The sequence below is a fragment of the Clostridium sp. 'deep sea' genome, from assembly GCF_014931565.1.
Taxonomy (GTDB): domain Bacteria; phylum Bacillota; class UBA994; order PWPR01; family PWPR01.
The window spans coordinates 2187556-2203392 of record NZ_CP063353.1 but is presented as its reverse complement, the minus strand read 5'-3'; the positions used below and the strand labels follow the sequence as shown (position 1 = coordinate 2203392).

Annotated in this window: 13 protein-coding genes and 3 tRNA genes; 9 read left to right on the top strand and 7 right to left on the bottom strand. The window is 29.5% G+C overall.

The genetic code is table 11. From position 1 onward, the window contains the following. Positions 1-477: 477 nt before the first annotated feature. The 3 genes from IMX26_RS10195 (at position 478) to IMX26_RS10185 (ending at position 753) form a co-directional block, all read left to right on the top strand. Positions 478-566: transfer RNA gene (locus tag IMX26_RS10195), tRNA-Ser, on the top strand. An 8-nt stretch (positions 567-574) separates the two neighbouring features. After that, positions 575-668: transfer RNA gene (locus tag IMX26_RS10190), tRNA-Ser, on the top strand. 7 nt (positions 669-675) lie between these two features. Then, positions 676-753, top strand: a tRNA-Arg gene (locus tag IMX26_RS10185). A gap of 741 nt (positions 754-1494) precedes the next feature. On the opposite strand, the gene IMX26_RS10180 is transcribed toward IMX26_RS10185, so the two are convergent. Next, complete coding sequence (locus IMX26_RS10180) at positions 1495-1737, bottom strand: helix-turn-helix transcriptional regulator (RefSeq protein WP_195158282.1); 243 nt, start codon at positions 1735-1737, stop codon at positions 1495-1497. Positions 1738-2049: 312 nt separating this feature from the next. Between IMX26_RS10180 and IMX26_RS10175 the strand changes: the two genes are divergently transcribed. The 4 genes from IMX26_RS10175 to IMX26_RS10160 all read left to right on the top strand — a co-directional run bounded on the left by IMX26_RS10175 (position 2050) and on the right by IMX26_RS10160 (position 5607). Continuing rightward, the gene (locus tag IMX26_RS10175) at positions 2050-3525 is read left to right on the top strand and encodes a kelch repeat-containing protein (protein WP_195158281.1); all 1476 of its coding nucleotides are present in this window, start codon (positions 2050-2052) and stop codon (positions 3523-3525) included. Between the two features lie 420 nt (positions 3526-3945). Continuing rightward, positions 3946-4107 carry a hypothetical protein gene (locus IMX26_RS10170; protein ID WP_195158280.1) on the top strand — a complete coding sequence of 54 codons (162 nt, stop codon included), beginning with the start codon at positions 3946-3948 and terminating at the stop codon, positions 4105-4107. Between the two features lie 75 nt (positions 4108-4182). Then, positions 4183-5310 (top strand): DUF4238 domain-containing protein, encoded by a 1128-nt coding sequence (locus IMX26_RS10165; RefSeq protein ID WP_195158279.1) that lies wholly within the window; start codon positions 4183-4185, stop codon positions 5308-5310. 33 nt (positions 5311-5343) lie between these two features. Then, complete coding sequence (locus IMX26_RS10160) at positions 5344-5607, top strand: hypothetical protein (protein ID WP_195158278.1); 264 nt, start codon at positions 5344-5346, stop codon at positions 5605-5607. 506 nt (positions 5608-6113) lie between these two features. On the opposite strand, the gene IMX26_RS10155 is transcribed toward IMX26_RS10160, so the two are convergent. Genes IMX26_RS10155 through IMX26_RS10145 form a run of 3 tightly spaced genes read right to left on the bottom strand, consistent with a single transcriptional unit; the run spans position 6114 to position 10349 of the window. Further along, a complete protein-coding gene (locus tag IMX26_RS10155; RefSeq protein WP_195158277.1) occupies positions 6114-8567 on the bottom strand; it encodes an N-6 DNA methylase in 2454 nt (817 codons plus the stop codon). 32 nt (positions 8568-8599) lie between these two features. Further along, a complete protein-coding gene (locus IMX26_RS10150; protein WP_195158276.1) occupies positions 8600-9208 on the bottom strand; it encodes a hypothetical protein in 609 nt (202 codons plus the stop codon). Next, positions 9201-10349 carry a DUF262 domain-containing protein gene (locus IMX26_RS10145; protein ID WP_195158275.1) on the bottom strand — a complete coding sequence of 383 codons (1149 nt, stop codon included), beginning with the start codon at positions 10347-10349 and terminating at the stop codon, positions 9201-9203. Before IMX26_RS10145 ends, IMX26_RS10150 begins: the two co-directional genes overlap by 8 nt. Before the next feature lie 316 nt (positions 10350-10665). Here IMX26_RS10145 and IMX26_RS10140 point away from each other — a divergent pair, with 316 nt between their 5' ends. Together IMX26_RS10140 and IMX26_RS10130 are read left to right on the top strand one after the other, a co-directional pair. Beyond that, positions 10666-10869 (top strand): galactose oxidase, encoded by a 204-nt coding sequence (locus tag IMX26_RS10140; protein ID WP_195158274.1) that lies wholly within the window; start codon positions 10666-10668, stop codon positions 10867-10869. 535 nt (positions 10870-11404) lie between these two features. Then, a complete protein-coding gene (locus tag IMX26_RS10130; protein ID WP_195158273.1) occupies positions 11405-12016 on the top strand; it encodes a hypothetical protein in 612 nt (203 codons plus the stop codon). Between the two features lie 151 nt (positions 12017-12167). Here IMX26_RS10130 and IMX26_RS10125 read toward each other — a convergent pair whose 3' ends face one another. From IMX26_RS10125 to IMX26_RS10115, 3 genes are all read right to left on the bottom strand, one after another. Beyond that, on the bottom strand, positions 12168-13907 hold the full coding sequence (locus IMX26_RS10125) for a hypothetical protein (protein ID WP_195158272.1): 1740 nt from the start codon (positions 13905-13907) through the stop codon (positions 12168-12170). 25 nt (positions 13908-13932) lie between these two features. Further along, the gene (locus IMX26_RS10120) at positions 13933-14886 is read right to left on the bottom strand and encodes a hypothetical protein (RefSeq protein WP_195158271.1); all 954 of its coding nucleotides are present in this window, start codon (positions 14884-14886) and stop codon (positions 13933-13935) included. Positions 14887-15393: 507 nt separating this feature from the next. Continuing rightward, positions 15394-15738: a PH domain-containing protein gene (locus tag IMX26_RS10115; RefSeq protein WP_195158270.1), complete on the bottom strand. Its 345-nt coding sequence runs from the start codon at positions 15736-15738 to the stop codon at positions 15394-15396. Between the last annotated feature and the right edge of the window lie 99 nt (positions 15739-15837).

The window sequence follows — 15837 nt, the reverse complement described above, 5'->3', positions numbered from 1 at the left end:
TGTCGAATTATTGTACATAACGAATAATAATTTAAACTATAAGGTTCTATTAGTAGAGTGAATCTTAATTTTTAAAACAAGCAGACTCTGATTCAAATTTGAGATTTGGCCAGCCAATCACTAAAGGCAGTGAGAGCGAATCAGAGTCTTTCTAGCTATACTATAATATATTTTTGACCGTTTGTGTAAATTATTTTGTAATTGGTCGTTTTAAAGACTTAATCGGTAAATGGCAAAAAAAACAGCCAGCTAAGCGCCGGCTAAATAGGAAGAAAGGAGAATGAGCTAATAAGAATGAGTTCCTTTACTGACTTAATAGTAGCACACACTAGTTAAAAACAAAGTCGAAGCATGTTGTAATAGCCAAAAAAATTACAAATAATACATAAATTTTACTAATGTGAATATGAGCAAATATTTTAGTCATTTTGTTTGACAATACTTAAAATTCATGTTATATTATAGTCCGTCAGATTTGGAGAGGTGTCCGAGTGGTTTAAGGAGCCAGTCTTGAAAATTGGTGACTCCGTAAGGGGCCGTGGGTTCGAATCCCACCTTCTCCGCCACATGACATGGAGAGATGGCCGAGTAGGTCGAAGGCGGTCGCCTGCTAAGCGATTATACGGGCAAAACTCGTATCGCGGGTTCGAATCCCGCTCTCTCCGCCATTTACATGTGCTTGTAGCTCAGTCCGGATAGAGTAACTGACTACGAATCAGGAGGTCGCAGGTTCGAATCCTGCCAGGCACGCCAAAAAAAGAGCATCCATTTAGGATGCTTTTTTTAATGAAGTTTACCTTAGGTAAGTGAAGTGTGTTTTCACACATGAAGTCGCTGCGCTAATGAAGTGTGCATTCGCACATTTGTGGTAAGCTTCACTTCATGCCGTAAGGCACTTCATATCGAAGATACTTCATGTCACAGGGTGACACTTCATTTGCTTTGTAGTATTTAAATGCCTAATTTTCAAGGGGTAAGGGCAACCTTTGGATATGCACTATCGTGCGTGGTATTACCTTTGGTAGTGATATACCCTGCAGGTGTCATATTCACCTTACGGTGAGAGAGAAGCATATCATATCACTTAATCACTTGTGATTAATCTCACTCATGTATGAATATTACAGTGCGAAGCACTATAACACTTTCCTCCCTTCAATTAACGCATCATAAACCTATATAATCTCTCTAAAAAATACTTATTAAAGGACATATTAATACTTATAATTGATAAAATCCACTCTATGTTATTATCTTCAAGGGGTAAGGGCAACTGTTTGAGTGATATGCACTTTTGTGCGTGGTTTTACCTTTAGTAGTGATATACCCTATGGGTGTGTTATTCACCTTACGGTGAAAAAGAAGCATTTAATCACTTGTGATTAACACTACCCAAATCCCAGGTACGAGCATATAATAAGCATACACAGCAATGAGAGGGCTGTAACTTAATAACAAGCAAAGAAAAAAGCACCTGTAAATAAGGTGCTTTTATTATTTTAGTATTGATTCTACAAACAAATCTCTGCCAAGTAAATAATCAGTAGATACATTAAAAACAACTGACATCTTAAGTAAGGTATGTAAATTAGGATTTCTTATACCTAGCTCATATCTTGAGATACAACCTTTTGATATTTGTAACTTATCAGCTAATTGTGTTTGCTTCATATTATTGGTTAGTCTAAGATGTTTAAGTCTTTTACCACAAAACATTAAATCACCCCTTTTACTCATTATAAACTCCATAAAGGAGATATGCAATAAAAAAACTCCTATATAACAATAAGTTAAAAAAATGATAGCCCTAAAGTATGATGTAACTTATTGATTTCATTAAAATAGATTGGAGAAACAATCCAGAGCAATGGATAGAGAATCTATCAGAGCCATTACCAGCATGGGTTACTTGGGAAATGTTTAATAGAATAACTGAAAAGTACGAGTCATCTTAATTGATGGCTCTATTTTTATTTTGAAGTATTTAAAGGAAATAAAGTTGATTTGTAGAATATATACCTGTAAATAAATATAAGGAGATTTGAAAAAATGAGAAAAAGAGTATTAAAAGGGATTACTGTTGTTAGTTTAATGGTACTAGTTGTATTAAGTAATCTGTTTGTTGGAGTAGCTGAGGAGACTTATACTTGGGAAAAGAAGGCTGGTTTGAGTTATGGTAGATATCGTCATTGTTTAGTCGCTACCGAAGATAGTATTTATATTATTGGTGGTTCACCTCAAGTAACAACGACAGTACTACAGTTCAAAAAATATAATCCAGTTTCAAACACATGGGAAACTAAAGCAAGTACAGATAAAAGATCTTTATTCGGTGCTGCTTATTATGATGGGAAAATATATATTTTCGGTGGAGGAATGTCAGCATCAGGAAGTAGTTATGTTGCAAATTCTGCTGAAGCATACGATATTGCTAATAATACATGGTCTTCTTTGCCTTCAATGCCTCGTAAAAGAGTTAATAATAGAGCTGTAGTTGTAAATGATAAGATCTATGTATTAGGTGGTGAAGATGCAAGGGGTACTGCAGATGAAGTTTTAAGCGAAGTTGATGTATTCGATCCTAATACTAATATTTGGGAGACAGTAACCAACTTACCTAATAATAGAAATCATGGTTTATTTGAAGTTATAGGCAGTAAGATATATGCTTTTGGTGGATTAAGTGATGGTAGTCACAAAAGCATTGTAGATGTCTACGACACTGAAACAAAAACATGGTCGACTGTAGCAAATATGTTAAACACTAAGCCGTATGGATACCATCAGTCAGCAGTAATAAATGGAAAAATATATTCTATATCTACTAAGCCAGATATTAGTACAGAAGTATATGACCCTAATACAAATGAGTGGAATTTAGTTAATAATTTTTATGAAACTGATAGAAATTATGCAGCAAGTACAGTCTTTAATAATAAAATATACATTAGTGGAGGTTCATACTCCCACAACTATTATAGTTATGGTGATTTAGTTGAAATAACTATACATAAGGATACAGTTCAATCACCAACCAACCTAACAGCAACCCCAGCTAACTCACAAGTAACCCTAAACTGGAACGCTGTAGATGGAGCTGAATCATATAACGTTAAAAGGTCAACAACACAAGGTGGACCATATACAGCTATAGCTGATAATGTAACATCAACTTCTTACATAGATACTAATGTAAATAACGGAACTACATACTATTATGTTGTTACTGCTGTAAATGCAGATGGTGAAAGTGAGAACTCTAATGAGGCATCTGCTACACCTTTTGCACCTATAGTTAACAGAGCATTATTAAATATCACAATGCAGAATAGTTTAATAAAAGAATATGATATGTCCATGACTGAGGTCGAGAGCTTTATTAGTTGGTACAATAGGAGTAGTGGAAGTAAGCTTTACACTATTAACAAATACAATAATATTGGCCCATTTTTAAACCGTAAAGACTATTTAGTTAAAGACAAGATTTTATGCTTTGAAGTAATGGAGTATGATAATAATAATTAAACTATTATGAGAGATGTCACCTTAGCGGGTGACTCTTTTTTTTTGATTTAAAGGCAGGATTTGGTAGTTAGGTGTGTAATAGATTGTGTAAGAAAAAAAATAAAGAGAGGATTTTGGTACGGTAGATATAAATTCCCATGATTTACTTGATTTAAAGAATAGACTTACTAATGATTTAATAACACCTAAAAAGGCCGCTGATATTATCTATTCAAAAAAGAATATTGAAAAAGAGTTTTTTCGTACTGACGAGTATATAGAAAAAGAGATAGAATTATAAAAGCTAGTTGTGAGCAATGTGGAAGTACTGAAGGTTTAAGACTACAGCAAACGCAGCCCATAAGAAATTATTCTTCTATTAAGTATGAGATTTCAAAAGGTAAAGACTTATGTCCTGTATGTTGTGAAGAATACAAAAAGATGAGATATGAAACGTGTTATAAATGCTATAAAAAATCACCTAAGTATAACCCTAAGCCTGTTTATAATCATCCCTTAATAGATTACACAGAAGAAGAGCTTGATAAATATGATTTTGGTAGTATTAATATTAGAGAATTGCGTGCTGAGATAAAAAATTAAATGTATGGTAGATAAACAGTAGCTTGCTTTGTTTTGGTATTGAATTAAATATAAGAAAATTTGAGGACTAAAGAAATGAAATGTCATATTGTGCCACAGGTATATTTGAAAAAATGGGAAATCGTAGGAGAACCAAACCATATTTATGCTTTTAATTCAGATAGTTTAAAAGATGTAGGTCAAAAAAAGGAAATAGAAGACATATGTTTTTTACCAGATGAATATATTTTTTCTCCCTATAATGTAGTGGAGTCTAATAAGTTTAGTGATGAGTATAATAAAATATTTGGATTTCTTATAGATGATTATATTTGTACATATAACGGTAAAGAGATTGAAGACACATATCAGTATGCTTTATTATTTAATAAAATATTTGACTGGAAAATAGTTAAGTCTTCGCAAGCTGTTTCAAACTTAGAAATCAAAAATAGAATCTTAGCTAATTGGGATAAATGCTTTAGTATGATATTTGAGATCTATATAAATACGAGCATCGAAAATAAATGGAATGGATTTCTTATATCTATTAATAATTATGTTACAAAAAAGAAAGGTGCTATAAGCAAAACGAAAAGCAAGTATCTAATGGAAGTAGTAGCAACACAAATACTTAGGATAAGATCAAATTATAAAGACTTGCAAGAGTTTAATAAATTAGACGATAAAATTAGAATTGTTAAAGAAGTTTTAGGGGTTAATGAGTTAGTTAATATGGATGAATACTATTCAAAAGACGATATTGTTAAACAGCTATGGTTCTATACTTTATACGATTATTCAAAAAAAAGGAATAATTTTATAACACGATACTATAAGTACTTACTAAACAGAACAATTTGTATTTTATACTCTAAAGTTAATTGCTTTATTACTAGTGACAATCCTTGCTTTTTTAATAGTAATAACGATAGTAGGGATTTTGCAAGCGGTATTTTTTATCCTATTACACCCAAAATATGTTTATTCCTAGCTGGAAATCAATCAACAAAAAAAATTGTTAAAATACACATTACTGATAAAATCTCTAAGTTTATAAATCACTTGATAGTTTGTAACTCAGATAATATTGTTTTAGTTTATGAAGATAAAATTGTAGATAAAATTATTGAATCTAGTTCAATAAATTATAAAGATATTAAAGAAGAATGGGATAGATTATTTTTCGAAAAGGGTCTTGTAATTAACCGTTCTAATTCTTAAGTATTAAATTGATAAATTATAAGAGGTATTTATATGAATGAATTAGAACAAGCTATAGCTAACATTGTTCAAAAAGCAGTCGATCAAGTAGTTGAAAACATAAAACCATATCCAAGTAATTGGCCTAAAATTATAAATCCCACTGAATTATCCGGGATACTTGGTATCTCTAGACCTAAGGCGGATGAGCTGATGGCTCGTAAAGATTTCCCTACTGTTTATATAACTCAATCATATAAAAGAGTAGGTGCTCAAGCGTTATGGAAATGGCTTAATAATGAACTATACGATATTTAAATTAACCACTTTTTAACCACTCAGTTTTGTATAAAAGCTTATTTGTTATTTTATGGAATGTATAAAAACGTTGTAGATACAATAAAATTAGAAATTATTGATACGCTCTAAAACGCCCTTAAAGATTCAGGAGGTCGCAGGTTCGAATCCTGCCAGGCACGCAACAAAAAAAAGTACTTTCTAACTATACTTTAACAGGAAGTTACTTTATTATTGAAATAATAGTTTCGAGGTTGTGTATTATGTTGCATCGTTTTTAGATTTGCTTCTGAATACTAACTTACAGATATATCGTTTTACTTTTTTTAAGTCAAAAAGCCCTAAATATCAATAAAACAAAAATTAGTTTTGCTTTATCTATAGAATGGGCTTTTTTGTGGATTTTAATTTATAGTGAAACTTTCATTTTTAATCAGAATTATAGTATTCAATAAAATTCTTTAGAATTTCAGTGAATATCATAATTTAATTCTTAGTATAATTTTAGACGGCTGTATAGTCAGAAATTAAACAGATCTCATATCTTTTATGCATTTATTTGACCCAAGCTTAATATGATTTTTAGTAAATCCTAATAAAAGTTTTTGGGATATACTCCAATATTCTCTTATTAATCTATAAGTACTATCGCTAATTTCTTTTTGCATTAATATCGGGGGTATTGGTAAATACACATTATTTAGTAAATCCTCTACTTGTACTCTTGCTCTTGAAGACGATGACCCAGTTGCCAATCGGATTATTTGATTCTTTACACGATCTGATTGTAAAAGCGCGACTAAAATAAACCGATTACTCTCGTCAATGAAGCCGTTATTTTTCTTAAGAGCAATTCTATAGACTTCTTTTGATATAACACCGATACCATTTATTGGTGGTGCAATTGTTACTCTGCTTTTTCTTGGGTTTATTCTAGTAATCAATATATCATCAGTGAAAAATCTATGAAGTGAATCAGCTTTAATCTTGCTACCTAAAACACATCTTACATTACTAACAGTACCAGTATTGGATGAAATATCGGGTACTTCTATATAATTATACTCAATATCCTGAACAATTTTAATACTAATATTATCGACATAACATACGTTCTTCAGTGGGACGAGATTGTCAAAATCCTTTTTGAGTTGACTTCTGTCAATCATGTTAAGCAAATAATTAGCATCAAGTCGATACGATGATATTTGGCTTTGCTCTATCCACCCACATTCACCTTTATTAGATGTCAATTTAACATTCTCAAAAACAGCTTTAGATTCATCAAGAATAACCGCTAAATCATTTTTCTCGCTATGCTTATAGTTCTTTTTACCAGTTTCATAACCTACTTCTTTTGCAGAACCCAAATATACATAGTTAGGGGTATTAAAATCAAGTTTAGCTTTGTCTTTCTTTCTAACTCCAATAATACACGTTTTTGAAACAGACCCACCAAAAGGAATAAATGCACCTTCTGGTAAACTAATAGAACAAATGAGATGGGTTTTCTTAAGTAGCCACTCTCTAAAATAACCATATGCTTTATTATTCAATAAACCTTCTGGTAAAACAATATATAGGTCGCCACCAGGTTTTAACAGATTTATACTCTTTTCAAAGAATAAAATATCTAACTCTTCACTTTCCTTTCCTAGCCCAAGTTCGTATTTTGAAAGTACACTATTAAAATCATATTTAATTGTAAAAGGTGGATTAGTAAATATAAAATCAAAATGATCATTCGGGAGCTTGTCCGATGTAAGGGTATCTCCTTGATGGATATTATTCCATCCATCTCCATGCATAATCATATTAATTTTAGCAAGTACATGTAAATCATAATCTGCTTCATGGCCCCAAATTGATTTATTAATTAAATCATTAAACTTTTTCTTGCTTTCAACTTCAGAAAAAGGCGAATTTACAATTTTTTGATTTACATAATTGAAAGCTTGAATAAGGAATCCTCCAGAACCGCATGCAGGATCTAAAAATACTTTTCCTGGCTCTGGATCGGCTATTCTAATTATAAAATCAACTATTTCACGCGGGGTGAAATACTGGTCAAAGTCCCCTCTTAAAGTAGATTTAAGAAATATTTCATATACAGCCCCTTTGATGTCGTCGCCAGTACCTAAGAAAGAAAATGGTTCTAAATTCTTTATTACTTCTAATAAACAATCATTATCAAATATCAATAAGTTCTCGTCTTCTTTTGTGTATATCTCTTTGTATTTTATCTTTGCACTATTAAATAACTTATTAAACACGCTTATGACATCAATTTTATTCTTTTTAGTATTTACATCAATGTAATCTAAAGTAAATCTATTTGATCCTTCCCCTACCTTTACTCTCCTCTCTTCATTCATTTTAACTAAGAGAATTTTAGTCATCTCTTTAAATGACTGATCGCTCCGAATTAAGCCTTTCTTTTCTATTACATCCTTACACCTCTTTATTACTCTATACAATTCTTCTGGTTCTAAAAGAGTGAAAAGAACGCTTTTAATTTCCCTCAATTCAACTTCTTTATAATTTATTTTTTTAGTATGCGCTATATCTCTTAATAACTGTGCCTTTGAGGGGATCTCATTAAACCTAGCTCCTGTAAATATATTACTAACAACGCAATCAACACCATTTGTTGTTGCAGAGTATAAAGCTGAAGGTGTTGACACTAGTTTTGCGTAACTAGCACTTTGTAAAATATCTTTCTCTGAAATAGACTTAGAAGGTTTTTTTGTATCAATTACAAGTTCTGTTTTTCCATTAATAAGTATTTCAATATCTGAAAATACCTTTGTTTTTCTTGATCCAATAATGACTTCTATTGGGTTTTCGTATCGTATATTATTCTCGTCATATCCCAAATATTTTAAATATGGAATTACAACCTTCAATTTTAAATCTTCTTCTGATTTGATTTTATCATTGAAATTTTCTACTTTTTTAATAATCCATTGTTTTATATCCATTGCAAAAAAAGCTCCCATCTAAGACGTTATTATTACGCTTCTCTATTTAGTGTATTTATAATAGACTTAATAAATATACAATTTGTTAAAATTGCCTCACAACCTTGATCAATGTTGCTAATATCTATATTTTCTAGAAATGGTAAACATTTTATCTGTATGTATGTACTATTTAATTGTTCAATATAACACTCTTCTTTAAACACAGCACAATTAATTTCATGCGCAAGTTTGTTTCTCATTCTTATGAATTTAATGCAACAGTCATGGAATTCATACTCAACCATTTTCCGAGTCAATGATTTAACAGTAAAGTTAAATTTGGGTATTACTTTTTCAGAACGATCAAACTTTACTATATTATTAAAAGTAAAGCCATTTCTAATTTTTTTTTCGCTGTACTTAACTAGAGGCTTCATTAAGCCTTTCTCCACATAGTCAAGATAGGTATTATTACTTTTTATTCCACCTATATAGAAACTAATTTTGCTATAGCGCTCTTTATCAATATTTCTTAAAGAGCGAGCAAATTCGTCTTTCACAACTCTCTCAAGTTCACTAAATAATATTAGAAAATTATAAATACTAAAAGATCTCAGTTGCTCGACATTTAACTTGCTTCTGACATTACTTCTATTCATTTAAAATACTCAGGATCCTAGATATTCTTTTATTAACGTTTGTTGTTGTAGTTGGGGAACGCTTGAATGTTTCCAAGATAATATTATCACTAGTGATTACATTGACTTTCTCAAAAAAAACTTCATCAGAGTTGACAGCAAAATATATACAAGAATCAATTAAATATTCAGTATTTGGTAAACTCATAAAAATTTCTTTTAGTTTTAGTGTTTTTTCTATTATCTTTAAAATGCTATTTTCATCAAGTAATGATGTATTATTCTGAAACTGTGCAAGGACAGAATTAATCATATCACGTGGTCTAGAATTATAATTCTTTACTACACCTGAAGCAACATCTACCTTTAAACAATATGCAATACTTTTAAAGAATCTTCCATAATCATCGTAACGTTTTATATCATTTGGCGTAAACAGTTTCTCATAGAAAGGCTTTTTAAAGTTTTGATTAACATATCCTTCAATAACTTCCAACGTTTTCGATCTATATATTGCTTTTCTAATTTCATTAACCTTAAGCTTTTCAGATCCTTTATTCAATCTAGCAAATATATCATACTTAGTAAACTCTGGTGAATTAGCTGTAATTACGTAAACATCTAAAACTGATGATAGAAATTCATTTACGTGCTCACCATAATGTTTTCTAATTTCATTAAAGACTTTAGTGCCATAAATATCACTATAATATTCTAGGTACTTTGCGTTTAGTTTTAGTTTGTTTTCCAAGAATGATGTTATTGTGGATAAACGCTGTTTGCCATCGACTACTTCATAATTATTTCCTTCTAAAACATTTTCATTTGGAATTTCAACTACATAAATTGGAGGGATAACGATTCCCATGAACAGTGATTCTATAAAGGCTACTTTCTTACTTGTGTTCCAGACAGAATTTCTTTGATATTGAGGATCTAGTATTAGTTTTTTACTCATAATTTTCTGATAAATCTCTACAATTGACCAGCTTTGCTTAACAATCTTAGTTTTATCTAATAGATTCCTTTTTTCTTCATAATCTATTGCTTTAATAGGATATTCTTCATTACTGAGTGTTGTATTCTCTGCAAACTGAAGATCTTCTGTTACCTCTTCTGGTGTACTCTGGGTATCTTTATCTAAACTATTTGTAAAATGCATAGGTTATTTCCTTTCGTAACATATTTTATTTTTGGATTAGAATCGTAAAATCTTTTGCTGTACTATTATTCAATAAACATGTTTTAAATCCTTTTAATCCTGATGATTCTGATAAGAACAATATAATTACTATCCAACACATACTAATAAAACGTGGCTAAAATAGTTTTTAATGAGGATATAAAATAGAATCAATATAGATGCTTTCCATCAATAATTTAAAAATATCCTTTTTATCCACTCATATAATTATATATTCTATTAAAATCTAAATGTGGGATAGTGTGTTGGATGACGATTTAGATTAAATATAACAATGCAGAACAGCTTAATAAAAGAATATGATATGGCTATGTCTGAGGTAGAGAGCTTTATTAGTTGGTACAATAGCAGTAATGGTAGTAAGCTTTATACCATTAACAAATACAATAATATTGGCCCATTTTTAAACCGTAAAGATTATTTAGTTAAAGATAAGATTTTATGTTTTGAAGTATTAGAGTATGATTCACAAGAATAATTAAATTACCGCAATTTGGTTTTTTCTACATAGTTAGTTTGTTGTAACAGCTAATAAAAAATATAAAAATAGAGTCAAGTTGATTGACTCCATTTTAGCAATATAGAGCTTATCTTATAAAAAATGAACTAGGAAGTAGTCCTAGTTCATTTTTTATTTTACATTACCTACTATGTATTACTTAACATTTTGGCTATTGGCTTAATATCTGTACCCTTAACAAATTGAAGTTCAAATTTACCAAGTCCTGAAACCCATACTTTTAATTCAGCATCTAAATCGAATGTACTAGTAGTTTACAATAATAAAAATCATTTAGATATTTATAGTTTACAGCTAATTACTTTTATGTTTCATCAGTTACTTTTTACCACAAAAAATTAAATTAGCTGTTTTATTAATTGTTATTTCCAGTATGGAGATGTATAATTTCATTTTTAGTGTATAACATTTGTTATTTATAAAAAAGAGTAGCATTAATTATGAACATATGATACTGTACCTTAGTATTACAAAATTGCTTAGGAGAGTTTAAATGAAAAAAATAGTGTTAATTATGCTGATGTTGGTAATTGCTGTTGGTGTATTAGGATGTAGTAAGGGAGCAACCCCATCTGGATCTGAGGATTATGTTTTAGGAACCAAATTAGAAGAAGATAAAATATCAATGGCCATTACAGCTGTAAGTGTGACAGATGTAATTGGAGACAGAACTCAAGACAATTATGGTAAAGAGAATGGGCAGTATTTTGCAATAGGTAGTGAAATTGTTAAAGCCTCAGATTATGAGCAAATAGAAATTAGTGTATCTATTGAAAACAAATCGGATAAAGCAATGTCATTTAGTTTTATGGGTTGGAGTGCTACATTACCAGATGGTTATAATTTAGAGAACCTTGAGGTAACTGGTAAACTTGATGAGCAAATACCCACAAATTATTCTTGTGAAGAGAAAATTATTATTATTAAAGAAAAAGCTATAAAAGCTGAAAAATTAAATCTTACATACAGTTTATTAGACTATAACGAAGAGTGGCAGCAAGACCTTTGGGCTTCTATCGGTGGTACATTAACTGAAAAGGAATATAAAGCTAAATATAGTCCTAAAGAATTAAACTTTGTATTAAGCCTAGAGAAAGATGAATAATATAAAGAGCAGTAGATAATTTGGTTATTCTTATTTCATTGGGTAAAATTTAAGAATTAAACAAGAGTTATTTATAATATGAAAGTAATTATATAAAAGTAAAAAATATATGACTAGAGATATTAATATCCCTAGTCATATTAAACAAAGTTTAATCTTTAAGTATAAAAAGCTCTCTCTCCGCGGAATAAAATAATGGCAAACCTAAAATATCAAGTTCATTAATTTGATAATCTTCAGTTAAGCTAAATATTGTATCACTTCTCTTTTCATCAAAGCGTAGAGTATTATCATTAAAATAGAGAGAGTTATTGTTTGCCCATACAATGTTTTTAGGTTTTATATTACTTTTAAACTTGTATATTGTTTCTTTTGTAGTGGTGTCAATTATGATTGTTTCATTTTCATTCTCTATAATGATATTTTTCTTATTGGGTGATATACAATTATTTGCTCTTTTATCCTCGCTAATAAAAGAGCCTTTAATGAAATTCTTAATTTCTTTAGTACTTAAATCTAATATTTTTAGTTCTTTTTGTTTTGTTTCAAACAAAATTGTACTAGAATTAACAAAAACAAAGTCCACTGTAGCTAAATCATATTGATCTGTAGTTATATCAAATGGATAGCTTTCAAGTTCATAGCTGTTTAAAATGTCCATGTTATTGAGATCAAAAATATCAATGTTAGTTGTGTTTATTTTATCTTCTGGAAATTGCTTGACATATGAAATTGCTATACTATTTTCATTTGGTGAAAAATTGACGTTTCGAATATCGTGATTAAACGAGTAAAGCAAATTTCCATTGGAACTATATATTGAATTATTGTAAAAGAAATGAGTATTGCCACATAAAGCATACTTAGGTGAATTTATATCACAACTTTTTAATTCCTCTATATGTGTATATTTATCATTCTCAAGCGAGAATATATTTAAGAATGAATCAAAAGAAGAGTTATTTGGCACATCACCGTTATCTATTATTCTTCTCACATAGTCTGTGTAGACCAAATAATTACAATTACCTGATAAAGCTGCAGTATCGATTACTTTAGGTAAAAATATACTTTCTTCTTTTTTTTGAGTAGGATTATATTTTACTAAACACTTTTTATTTTTTAATAAAAAGTTATACCCATCATTATCATCTATATAACACCCATGTTTATCTTTTGCATTAATCAATGTAAAAACTACAATTGAGTTTTTTATATTTTCTTTATTTTTAAATTTTATTAGCAATGTTTTATCATTTATAAAGCTACAATATACAATAAACTCTTTATCATTAGAAAATTGTTTGGCTAACTCAGATATTACTGATTCCTTATCAACATTATTACTGAAAGTTATTTTAAAATTAGAGTTTGATGGTACATAAATATTCTCACTAGGCATTTGACAATAGTTAATAGACTCTCTATAAGAGGGTTCGGAAACTGTCGTCTCTAAAATTCTTGTTTGTTCTACTTTTTGTATGCTAAATCTTATATTATCTTCCTTAGTCTTTAGCTGAATATTGCATTTATCCCCAACATTCCAGTTTATTGGTTTGAGATGCCAAGTAAATGCATCTTGCTTTATAATATCAAAATTCAAATTAGGGCTTAAGATTATATTTGCTTTCAAAACATCTTTTTCATACTCTTTGTTAAAATTTATACAAATATAAAATTCATTATTAGTAAAATATATGTTTTCATTATCGCTAATTTTCTCAGTATTAATTTTATTGAATGTAAGACCAAACTCACAGATTGTGAAATTGGGACTTATAACTTTTACTGTTTTTATATCTTTCATGTCAATTTTATTAAAAGAAGTATCACAGGATAATAAAAATGTACACAGTAATACTAAAACTATAATTAATAAGGATTTTTTCATATTATAATCTGTAGCCCCTCTGTTATTATGGTATTGGAACTAAATACTGTAGCTTATATATATTATCATAGCCATTATAGAAATAATAGGTAAATGACCTTGAAAACTCAACGTTATCTCCAAGAGATGATTCGTTTTTGGTATATGGATCACATACTAAAAATTCTGAGCCAATCATTGTTTTAACACTATTTTTTTCTGGAATACTAAAGTTTGAAAAATCAGGTGCTTCTCCTTGAATTCCTACCTCATGAGGTTGAATAAACCTTTCTTGTAAGTTGTACTTTTCAACTACATTATCATTTTTGCTATTTGTTATAAACGGACCTTGTATTAACGACTTTGCAAAAACTAGCGTATGACGGTAATTGTTTTTCTTAGTTCTAATCATAACCCCTTCTGGGTGATCCCTAAGGTATGAATCAATAACATCAATTTTTTCTGCATTAGTCAAGTTTTCTAAATCAACTTCCTTTACTCTATAACCGAAATTTTTTGCTAAATGATCATGATATATGGATGTTGGTGCATACTTTCCTTTAAATCCTTTAACCTTTACAATATTATTTTCATGTACAATTGCTGGACTATAATTTGCATGCATATTAACCCAAACTACACTAAATGGATCTGGTTCCATGTAGTCTTCTATAACGTAATTCTTTCTTAAGTCAACATATTTTTTGACAGTCTGTGCTCCAAGATTTTTAAATAGCATTGCATATGAAGTAGTCCAGCAACCTGATCTATCAATGAAGCCTTTCACATTATCATTAACATTTGAATCATAAAACTTTGTGTTTTCTTGACCAGGTAGTTCTGTGCAATATGTTTTATCTAATTTATTTGAATTCCATGATATAGCAGAATCACTGTAAGTCGAGACACGCTGACTCCAGAACTGTGACGGGTGATTTAATGCAAATGTAGGGATAATTACCAAGCATAAAATAACAATTAAAACAATAAGTTTTCGCATTTTCTATATCTCCTTCTTATTAAATTGTATTCATATTCATATAAAATTAAGTTATTCATAGGTGTATATTACTGGTTTATGTAATTTTGTAAGGCAGACATTTAAGCATGCATTTTTAAATTATATATTTAAAATCAATGTATAATATTTGCATCATAAATATTACCAGAATGCTAATACAATAATAACATAAAATCCAGTATTATGTATATTATTTTTAAATTGTATATTTTAATATTATTTATCCACAATCTGTATGTAGCAAAAAAAAGAGACCTAAAGAGGTCTCAAATTAAGGAAAAAGGAGAAATGAAAAAAAGTGTAGTATGTAGTCAATTGCTTAGTATAATTTCAATATTAAAAAAATTATATCATAATTTGGTGTAAATTGTTTAATTATTTCATAATTGGTCAATTTGAAAGGCTATGTGGTAGTGGCATTGCTAAATAAACGCAGATTGGGGGTGGTATTATGCAATAGTTGTAAAAAAAGATACAAAAATAGGGCTATAATAGCCCTATGTGTTTAGCAATCATTTTATCTACTTCGCTCATATTAGTGCCCTTACTAAACTCGATCTCGAAGATTCCACCACATGTAAACAGATCTAGTTCAGCGTTTAACACACCAAATTCTTCAATTGTATAAGCAACAATAGACTTGTAAGGTATGCTAACTCGTTTTTTAGTTATTAGATTATTATCGTAGTATATTATTCTTTTATTTGTAAAGCATAGTTTATTGAGTACAGTTTTATAGGTTTTTTCTATTTGCTCATCTTGTGTAAGATACTTGCTAAAATTTTGAATATTTTCATATTGATTATTATCCTGTGTTCTGTTAAATAGCACCAGTCACCTCTCCTTAATATAATTTTAGTATTTCAATATCAATCTCTTAAGTAATCACATTTTATCATAATTGGATTTATTTTGCTTAAATTATTTTGG

Bases quoted from the DNA above. Each gene is read 5' to 3' on its own strand.
- IMX26_RS10180 (WP_195158282.1), bottom strand. From the start codon at position 1,737: ATGAGTAAAAGGGGTGATTTAATGTTTTGTGGTAAAAGACTTAAACAT.
- IMX26_RS10175 (WP_195158281.1), top strand. From the start codon at position 2,050: ATGAGAAAAAGAGTATTAAAAGGGATTACTGTTGTTAGTTTAATGGTA.
- IMX26_RS10170 (WP_195158280.1), top strand. From the start codon at position 3,946: ATGAGATATGAAACGTGTTATAAATGCTATAAAAAATCACCTAAGTAT.
- IMX26_RS10165 (WP_195158279.1), top strand. From the start codon at position 4,183: ATGAAATGTCATATTGTGCCACAGGTATATTTGAAAAAATGGGAAATC.
- IMX26_RS10160 (WP_195158278.1), top strand. From the start codon at position 5,344: ATGAATGAATTAGAACAAGCTATAGCTAACATTGTTCAAAAAGCAGTC.
- IMX26_RS10155 (WP_195158277.1), bottom strand. From the start codon at position 8,567: ATGGATATAAAACAATGGATTATTAAAAAAGTAGAAAATTTCAATGAT.
- IMX26_RS10150 (WP_195158276.1), bottom strand. From the start codon at position 9,208: ATGAATAGAAGTAATGTCAGAAGCAAGTTAAATGTCGAGCAACTGAGA.
- IMX26_RS10145 (WP_195158275.1), bottom strand. From the start codon at position 10,349: ATGCATTTTACAAATAGTTTAGATAAAGATACCCAGAGTACACCAGAA.
- IMX26_RS10140 (WP_195158274.1), top strand. From the start codon at position 10,666: ATGCAGAACAGCTTAATAAAAGAATATGATATGGCTATGTCTGAGGTA.
- IMX26_RS10130 (WP_195158273.1), top strand. From the start codon at position 11,405: ATGAAAAAAATAGTGTTAATTATGCTGATGTTGGTAATTGCTGTTGGT.
- IMX26_RS10125 (WP_195158272.1), bottom strand. From the start codon at position 13,907: ATGAAAAAATCCTTATTAATTATAGTTTTAGTATTACTGTGTACATTT.
- IMX26_RS10120 (WP_195158271.1), bottom strand. From the start codon at position 14,886: ATGCGAAAACTTATTGTTTTAATTGTTATTTTATGCTTGGTAATTATC.